General features: G+C 45.2%; 10 protein-coding genes. 7 read left to right on the forward strand and 3 right to left on the reverse strand.

Annotation, left to right across the window (positions count from 1 at the left end; genetic code table 11):
• Positions 1–351: 351 nt before the first annotated feature.
• Positions 352–1,656, reverse strand: a complete 1,305-nt coding sequence (gene phoR / locus BMY60_RS10605; protein ID WP_090333517.1) for a phosphate regulon sensor histidine kinase PhoR — start codon at positions 1,654–1,656, stop codon at positions 352–354.
• Positions 1,657–2,145: 489 nt separating this feature from the next.
• On the opposite strand from phoR, the gene BMY60_RS10610 reads away from it, so the two are divergent.
• Both BMY60_RS10610 and ubiE read left to right on the forward strand, forming a co-directional pair.
• Entirely contained in the window at positions 2,146–2,562 is a 417-nt protein-coding gene (locus tag BMY60_RS10610; protein WP_090333519.1) for a gamma-butyrobetaine hydroxylase family protein, read from the forward strand.
• Positions 2,563–2,629: 67 nt separating this feature from the next.
• The gene (gene ubiE / locus BMY60_RS10615; protein ID WP_090333520.1) at positions 2,630–3,364 is read left to right on the forward strand and encodes a bifunctional demethylmenaquinone methyltransferase/2-methoxy-6-polyprenyl-1,4-benzoquinol methylase UbiE; all 735 of its coding nucleotides are present in this window, start codon (positions 2,630–2,632) and stop codon (positions 3,362–3,364) included.
• A 211-nt stretch (positions 3,365–3,575) separates the two neighbouring features.
• On the opposite strand, the gene BMY60_RS10620 is transcribed toward ubiE, so the two are convergent.
• Complete coding sequence (locus BMY60_RS10620) at positions 3,576–3,911, reverse strand: hypothetical protein (RefSeq protein WP_090333522.1); 336 nt, start codon at positions 3,909–3,911, stop codon at positions 3,576–3,578.
• Positions 3,912–4,045: 134 nt separating this feature from the next.
• Here BMY60_RS10620 and BMY60_RS10625 point away from each other — a divergent pair, with 134 nt between their 5' ends.
• Together BMY60_RS10625 and BMY60_RS10630 are read left to right on the forward strand one after the other, a co-directional pair.
• A complete protein-coding gene (locus BMY60_RS10625) occupies positions 4,046–4,651 on the forward strand; it encodes a hypothetical protein (RefSeq protein ID WP_090333523.1) in 606 nt (201 codons plus the stop codon).
• A 116-nt stretch (positions 4,652–4,767) separates the two neighbouring features.
• Positions 4,768–4,968, forward strand: coding sequence for a YjfB family protein (locus BMY60_RS10630; RefSeq protein ID WP_090333525.1), 201 nt, complete (start codon positions 4,768–4,770; stop codon positions 4,966–4,968).
• Positions 4,969–5,085: 117 nt separating this feature from the next.
• Here the strand turns inward: BMY60_RS10630 and BMY60_RS10635 are convergent, their stop codons facing one another.
• Positions 5,086–6,054, reverse strand: a complete 969-nt coding sequence (locus BMY60_RS10635) for an integron integrase (RefSeq protein ID WP_090333526.1) — start codon at positions 6,052–6,054, stop codon at positions 5,086–5,088.
• 424 nt (positions 6,055–6,478) lie between these two features.
• Here BMY60_RS10635 and BMY60_RS10640 point away from each other — a divergent pair, with 424 nt between their 5' ends.
• From BMY60_RS10640 to BMY60_RS10650, 3 genes are all read left to right on the forward strand, one after another.
• Positions 6,479–6,841, forward strand: a complete 363-nt coding sequence (locus tag BMY60_RS10640; RefSeq protein ID WP_218141681.1) for a VOC family protein — start codon at positions 6,479–6,481, stop codon at positions 6,839–6,841.
• Between the two features lie 89 nt (positions 6,842–6,930).
• Positions 6,931–7,518 (forward strand): hypothetical protein, encoded by a 588-nt coding sequence (locus BMY60_RS10645; protein WP_090333529.1) that lies wholly within the window; start codon positions 6,931–6,933, stop codon positions 7,516–7,518.
• 88 nt (positions 7,519–7,606) lie between these two features.
• Positions 7,607–7,972: a hypothetical protein gene (locus BMY60_RS10650; protein WP_090333531.1), complete on the forward strand. Its 366-nt coding sequence runs from the start codon at positions 7,607–7,609 to the stop codon at positions 7,970–7,972.
• The last annotated feature ends 113 nt before the right edge of the window (positions 7,973–8,085 follow it).

Raw genomic sequence — 8,085 nt, forward strand, 5'->3', positions numbered from 1 at the left:
TCATGCCCTCATCCGGCAGCAAATCGATGGCAGGCAAATACAACACGTTTACCGACGCTGCTCAGCGTACGCCATTTTATAGCAGAAACGACGTCAACATTCTTAATCTATCCCGATAATCAGCGTGCCATGCTGCTTAACAGTCATTCATAAATAACTGTATCACCTGGATCGCATCCGGCGGGCACACTGCGGTGTTGTTCGTCGCCACCATAGCTTGTGCTATGACTCATCCTCGCGCCTTGCCTTGCATCGCATCCCGCCAGACGTGCCCAATTGTCACACTTATTTATTCGCAGCTCCTTAGCATCCCGGTAACGCTGTGCCTGACAATATCATATGGATAGGGCGCTATGACTTTTTAATCAATCGCTTTTCCGGAAATTCTATACAGAATTCACTGCCCTTGCCGACAGCGCTCTTTATTTTAAGCCGTGCCTGATGACGATTCAGAATATGCTTAACAATTGCCAGCCCCAGCCCGGTGCCACCCGTTTCTCTTGAGCGGCTGCTATCAACCCGGTAAAAACGCTCGGTTAATCGCGGAATATGTTCCGATTCAATACCCACGCCGGTATCCCACACAATAAACAAACCTTTTTTATCCCTGACTTTCCAGCGAATACCGATTTCACCGCCCTCAGGTGTATAGCGGATCGCGTTGCTGATTAAGTTACTGAATGCGCTGCGCAGTTCTTCGCGGCTGGCCAGAATTTGATCTTCACTATCAATATTCAGCTCTACGGTGTGCCTGCCGCCACTCAATGATTCAGCCTCACGGTGCAGTTCATGGAGTATGGGCGCAATATTCACTCTGCTTTCGCTTAATTTATTTAGTGTATTTTCCAAACGTGAAAGCGTTAACAAGTCTTCCACCAGATGCTGCATGCGCATTGTCTGTTCGGTCATTGCTTTTAAGGCCTGATCACGCATTCCCTCGTCAATATCCGGGTCGGCAGTCAGCACTTCAAGATAGCCGATAACTACAGTGAGCGGCGTGCGCAACTCATGCGACACATTGGCAATAAAATCACGCCGCATGGCCTCGATTCTTTCATAACTTGTAATATCCCTGCTGATCAGCAGCTTTTGTCTGTCTCCGTAGGAAACAAGCTGCATTAGCAATGTCAGCCGGTGATGACGCATCTGTTTTAATATCAGCGGCTTATTGAATTTTCCAGCGGTCAGATATTCAACAAAAGACCGCTGGCGTACCATATTGGTTATCTGATGCCCCACATCCAGTTCCAGATTAATCCCAAGATGTTTCTCTGCAACCGGATCGCACCATTCAATATGGCCCCGCTCATCAAGAATAACAATACCATCCGGCATTGCCGCAGTTACGCTTTGCAGCTGTTTCAACTCGAGATTGATTAACTGCTTGCTCTGATTCTGCATACGCACATATCTTGCCAGCAGTGCAAATATATTATCCCAAATACCCGAGCCGGGGGGAATGCTGGACGGCGTATGGTCGGATATCAGCAACCACTGTTCCAAAGCTGCCAAATGCTTTGTATGATGAATCACGAGCCATAACAGACTGAGACTAAAAAACACAAGTCCGGCGAGCGTTCCTGCAAATATACCGATCATTAACGCGATCGATGTTATTAAAAATACGCCTCCCAGCCGCTGCCAGAAATTAAACACGTGTTAAGCCCTCTAAGAATATATGTTTACTGTTATTCACCTTATTTTGCATAAAAAGGTGCAAGGCCGGAACATAGCCGGTAATCCACAAGTATGACAGATATGAATAAGCACGCTGTCCGGCTCGGTTTTTTTATTTACAAATTTGCGAACACTAGTGCTCTATCAATATGATATTGCCGGGTTCAGTGCGCTTGTCAGTGTTCATGGCAAGGCGTGTCTTGCAGGAAATAGTCGTTCTATTACCAAAAGACACAACGCAGTCCATGGATGCTGACAAGCTCACCCACTGGGCGTTACCATGGTGTCCTGCAACCGTGTTATAGTACTTGAAAAGGGAACAACCCTTTCCTGCGTGCTGTGCCTTGTTGCATAACACCATGGTAACGCTGTACCTGGCAATATCATATTGATAGAGTACTAGTATGATGTATTTTCAAAAATGAAATATTGTCGACTAATTTTTTCACAAAATCTCAATACACTAACATGGCCGGTTTAGCAAAAAACACACCTGTTCCTACAGAAATCAAGCTACACAAAAAATCCAGAATATTAGACATCGCTTTTTCCGATGGAAAAAAATTTCAATATACCTGCGAATTTTTACGGGTATATTCGCCGTCAGCCGAGGTCAGCGGTCATGGCTACGGCCAGGAGGTTCTTCAAACCGGGAAAAAAAACGTCAATATACTGAAAATTGAACCTGTCGGCCATTATGCCATCCAGCTGTTTTTCAGTGATGGGCATAATACCGGTTTGTATTCCTGGGATTTACTCTACAAATACGGGCTCGATCAGGATAAAATGTGGCAACACTATCTGCAGCGTTTGAAAGACGCCAACGCAGCACGTGAACCTGAAACTGACCGCTCAGCCAATCATCAAGCCTGCCGGCACCACTGATTAACGCATGTGACTATATCCGGCATTTTTATGGACAAGGACTCAAATCCTATTGATTTAAGCTATTATGACTAAAACCACGCATTTCGGTTTCAATACCGTTTCCGAAACGGAAAAGGCTGGCAAGGTTGCCGATGTCTTTCATTCCGTAGCCGAACGCTACAACCTGATGAATGATCTTATGTCCGGTGGATTGCACCGTTTGTGGAAGCGTTTTGCAATTGAAGTCAGCGGTGTCAAATCCGGCGACAAAGTACTGGATATTGCCGGCGGCACAGGCGACATGAGCGCGCTCTTTTTAAAACAGGTTGGTAAAACCGGCGAAGTCTGGTTAACTGATATCAATAATTCCATGCTGTCGATCGGGCGCGACCGGTTAATTGATGAAGGCATGCCGATACCGGTCGCGCAATGCGACGCTGAAAAACTGCCATTTCCCGACAATTATTTTCACTGTGTCAGCGTTGCTTTTGGGTTGCGCAACATGACGCATAAAGAAATAGCACTCAAAGAAATGCTGCGTGTAATTAAACCAGGTGGGACTGTCATTGTTCTGGAGTTTTCGAAAATATGGGAGCCATTACGACCGGTGTATGACACCTACTCTTTCAAACTGCTGCCTGTCATGGGAAAGGTAATAGCAAACGATCAGGACAGTTACCGTTACCTGGCGGAATCGATCCGCGTCCACCCTTCCCAGGAAGCACTCATGGAAATAATGGGAGAAGCAGGTTTCGAACGCGTTGAGTATTTCAACCTGACCGCCGGAATTGTCGCACTGCACCGCGGATACAAATTTTAACCGTTTTAATCGTCGCGCCTGGTCTTCGCGGCCTTAAGGGTGTCGGGGGTGCCGGTTCATTTTTTTACCTTGTCCATAACCAAAAAAACGCCGTCATAAGACGGCGTATTCATGTCAAGCAACAGGAGAGAACAGGAGAAAATTAAGGAAAAGAGCTGTACAAAACCGTTTAATCGAACATGTATTTAAATGCCATAAAACATAAATCAAATCAATATCTAAAGAAAAAATGTCCATGTCCCGTGTTAATATCCATCACCACATTAGGTGGATAGGCATACACGGGGGCGGGTGTATAAACAGGCGCAGGCAAATGGTTATATGCGTACCCTGGTTGCAAATAATACGGTTGATTAAAATAACCGTAAGGCTGGTTATAAATCAGCGCATAACCTCCGTGGTGGTGACCATGGTGGTGGTGATGACCATGGTGATGATGTCCTCCGCCTGCATCAGCAAGCGTTGGAATCCATAGCGTTAAACCCAGTAGCAGCACCAAAATCAGACTGTCTGATGATCGAACATTTATATTTGTTTTTGCTTTCATCTGATACCCCTATACCGACATATGTTATGGTTGCATTGTATAAAGGCGAAGCTGAATAATAACTGAATAAAACAGCGGCTCCGTCAGCCTTCATATAAAATGTTCTCTTTCACTTCTTTTGTCAAAGGGTAATCATGCGAACCAGGGCCAAATCGTTATCCCGCAAATTTCAGATGATCGCCGGGATCGGCATTTTTGCTGCTTTTATCACATTTGGTGCATTTCTGCAGGTCAGTTCACAGGGAGATTTATCCGACACCTATCCTAAAGGTTTTCGCGGCAGCACCTGTACCGTTGAAACCGAAACGCTGACCATCGGCTATTCGAGCTACTACCTCTCCGATGAGTACGAAATTTCCGAGGATGAACCCAGAACGCCTTATATTCCCGTTCAATGCGGCAAAATACCGCAGCCCGGTATGTTGAACATATCAATTGACTTGCTTCACCCAGCTTCTTCCCGCAATGTACCATTGGCCCTGCGGCTGGTCAGGCTCGCATTTAACGATGATGAGACCTTTGAAGAACATGCCATACTATCCGTTCCTGCCCGCACCCATCCGTCAGGCGTAATCACACATGCGTTCAGGCTTGATGAAATAGGTCATTACTTTATTTATCTGGATGGCACCAGTTCAGACAATACTCAGTATCTGGTGCGGGTTCCCGTCACTGTGGGTCACGAGTGGCGAGATGATGTAAGAAATTTCTTACCGCCGTTTCTAAGAAAATATTTTTAAAGGTGGCGTCATAATTATGAATATCCAAACGACTTTTTTTTCAGTTACATCTCAATATTTTGATACTTGTTACCGTAATAAATGAAATAGCTCTTAAATGCAAAAGGAGATTGTTCATGGACGTTACCAATATCGCCAATACAGCAACCACAATGAATGAAGCGTTCATTCAACAGGCATCCGGCACAGCTGTCCTGAAAAAAGCGCTCGATATCAGTGCTGACAACGCAATGGCGCTCATTGAAGCAATTCCCGATAACACACCTGCACAACATCTACCCTCCCATCTGGGGCAAAATATCAACACCACAGCTTAAAATAACAATAATTTTTGAAAAGCAATATTGAGACAACGCTGCTTCGGCAGCGTTTTTTTATGGCATTTGAAGAATTGTTATGGGGTAAGGGGCGTATTGTCGTTTAGCTATGTTCTTTCATAGTAAATTGCTGAGCGGGCTTTTAACCCCAAATGCGCCTTGCTTAAGTACATGGGTGTAAATTTCTGTGGTTTTAACATCTGCATGGCCCAATTGTTGCTGCACCGTTCTAATATCCGCGCCATTTTGTAACAAGTGCGTCGCAAAAGAATGCCTTAATGTATGCGATGTGACCTGTTTGACAATCCCGGCTTTTTTCCGGGCAAGTCTGATTGCTTTATTGACAGAACTTTCGTCAATATGATGACGTCTGATATGTAGTGTACCCGGCTCCAGACTTAACTTGTGAGAGGGAAAAAGATATTGCCAGCCCAGTTCCTTGCTGGCAGATGGATATTTCCGGGCTAACGCATCCGGCATCCATACACCACAATACGAATCAATTTCCAGATCTTCCGTTAGGAAATGATCGACGCGTTCGATTTGGCGCCGAATTGCCGGGATAAGCTCTGGCGCCAGTGTAGTCAAGCGGTGTTTAAAGCCTTTTCCATTCCAAACGCGCACTTGCAGATGATCGAAATCGATATCATTCACCCGCAAACGCACCAGCTCCATCCGCCTTAACCCAGAGCCATACAACAACCCTGCAGTTAAGCGATATTTGGGTTCAAGATATTTAAAAAGTGATTTTACCTCTTGCTGCGTCAAGACAGAAGGCAATTTAGGCTGGCGCATGGCACGCTTAAATGCACCCAGATCCCCTAAAGGCTGTTCCAGAAATTTGTTGTATAAAAACGCCAGGGAATTCAATGCAACTGCCTGCGTACTGGATGACACGGTTCTGTCGGTCGCCAGGTAGGTCAGAAATCTTTCTATCTCAGGTGCGCCCATTTCCTTGGGATGGCGCTGCGCATTAAAATTAATAAATGCTTTGATCCAGGCAATATAAGACTTAATAGTACGTTTGCTGTAACGACGAACCAGCATGAATTCAGCAATCGTGTTTAAAAAAGGTGAACGGTACATAAAGAATTATGGTTTACAAATGGCGGATAAAAAGACTGGATTAAATCCAGTCTTTTTATCCTTTTTAAAAGGAAACTTTGTTAAAAAATGATTATTATCATTCAGTTGTAATTGATTTATAATAACAGACAAATAAAAAACAAAGAATCCCCATAATAATATTTATGAGGATTTTTTCCTCATAAATATGCTGATAAGCAGGAAACGCAAGCGTTCCCTGCTTATCGCGGGCTGTTGAGCTTCGCTCTACCACTCTTGAAAGACTACGCTTGCGCTCCGCCTATCAAGAGCGTTAGAGTTGACTGTGCTTCTCAGTCAAGCGATAAAAACCGATCCGCTTGACCTGCGATGCTCACAACTCAACAGCCCGCGTTAAGCACAAGGAAGGCTCATGCATGCAAACATAGCCCGCTACGGAATAATTTTGAACACGGAAAATTTCGAGGAGTGCGTGGCGTTCTATCGAGACCTCTTTGGATTGCGTCAGCTATTCGAGAAAAAGGAGGGTGACTTCAAGCTCACCTGTCTCGAGTACGGGAATGGCTATTTGATGGTCGAGCAAGGAGGCAAGGCGAAGAATGGCGTTAAGTCACCGACAGAGGGCAGCTTCAAACTGCGCTTTAATGTCGAGGATTTGGGGGAGGCTCTGGCGGAAATAAGGGCATGGGGTATCCAAGCTGAAATCCAGGAAAGTTCTTGGGGCCGGACTATCAACATCAGCGACCCCGATGGCAACCGCGTAGGTGTCAGAGATGAAGTTGGCTTCGTCCACCAGATCAATGCTTAACAAGTCAATTAAGTTCGTTCCCGGCCTGACGGCCGTCCACCGGACGCCCTAGACGGGCGCCGCTTATTATTGGCGTTAGCCAGGAAAATATGAACATCTCAGCTATAGCAGATTACGTTTGGAACAATTGTCTTGAGTACTCCTTTGGTGCGGATATTGACTGGCAAGAGGACTTGTTCTTGGCTGGTTGGGCAACGAACCAAGGAGTAGACGCTCAATGGCGTGAAATGAAAGAAGGGTGGTATTGGTTCTGCGCTAAGGCCTCATATGAAGATCTACATAAACTGAAAAAACCATCTTCTCTTCCAGCCAAGGGTTGCGATTTTGGATTGATCACGCGTGAAAACCAGAATGTTTTTAGCGCTGAACTTCTTTGCAAACCGTCGGAGGACAAATGGCTAGTGGTGTACAACGGTCATGAAAAAAACATTAAGGGCCGAGTTCGTTCCCATTTTTCGCTAAACAATGATAGTACCGGTGCCCTTGGCTTATGTCACTATCCGGTGAGTGCGTGGCAATGGAAAATTAGAATGTTTTCGGTAAACCAAATTGATCCAGAAGCCAGTTCAGAACTTAGGCAACAAATCAAGCTACTGATCAAATCAAAATCTGGCCGTTGCGCTATCGAGTCAGCTTGGAGAGTAAAAAATGGGTGGCCAGTATTGTGCAAAGAATAGTGGCTAACAAGGCCGTAAACTCGGACGCATTTTCCGTTCGCTGCGCTCACTACAAATACGCCGGTTACGGCTGGCGTTATAGCGCGTCATGAAACTTTCCATATACCCATTAAACAGCAAGAAATTTCTAATAGGCAGTGTTGCAATTGGAGTAGTAACTGTCTTCTTAGTATTGTGGTTAAGACTTACTGACCCACATTCGGATTATGCGGAACAATACCTTCGCTCTGATCCAAATTTGCGCGAAAGTATTGGCACCATCAAAAAATTGAGCCTAAAAAGAACTACAACATTTTTCCGACCAACCGGAGTGGGTGCTGCACAAGAGCCAGATCGAAAACGGTATCGGTTTATCGTAAAGGGCGAAACAAGAAACGTGGATGTAACTGTGATCGTTCATATATCAGAGAACGATAAAGTGGGATCAATTGAAATTGAAAATATCGGTCTGTAGCAAAACCAAACCGCGCTATAACGAATAAGATTAGATCGCGCGCGGAACGCGCCGCGATCTGAATCGTTTGTTGGACGAGTCCGTTGTTGAATTGACTATGGAAATATCTCCGA

The sequence above is a fragment of the Nitrosomonas sp. Nm51 genome (assembly GCF_900111165.1).
GTDB lineage: Bacteria > Pseudomonadota > Gammaproteobacteria > Burkholderiales > Nitrosomonadaceae > Nitrosomonas.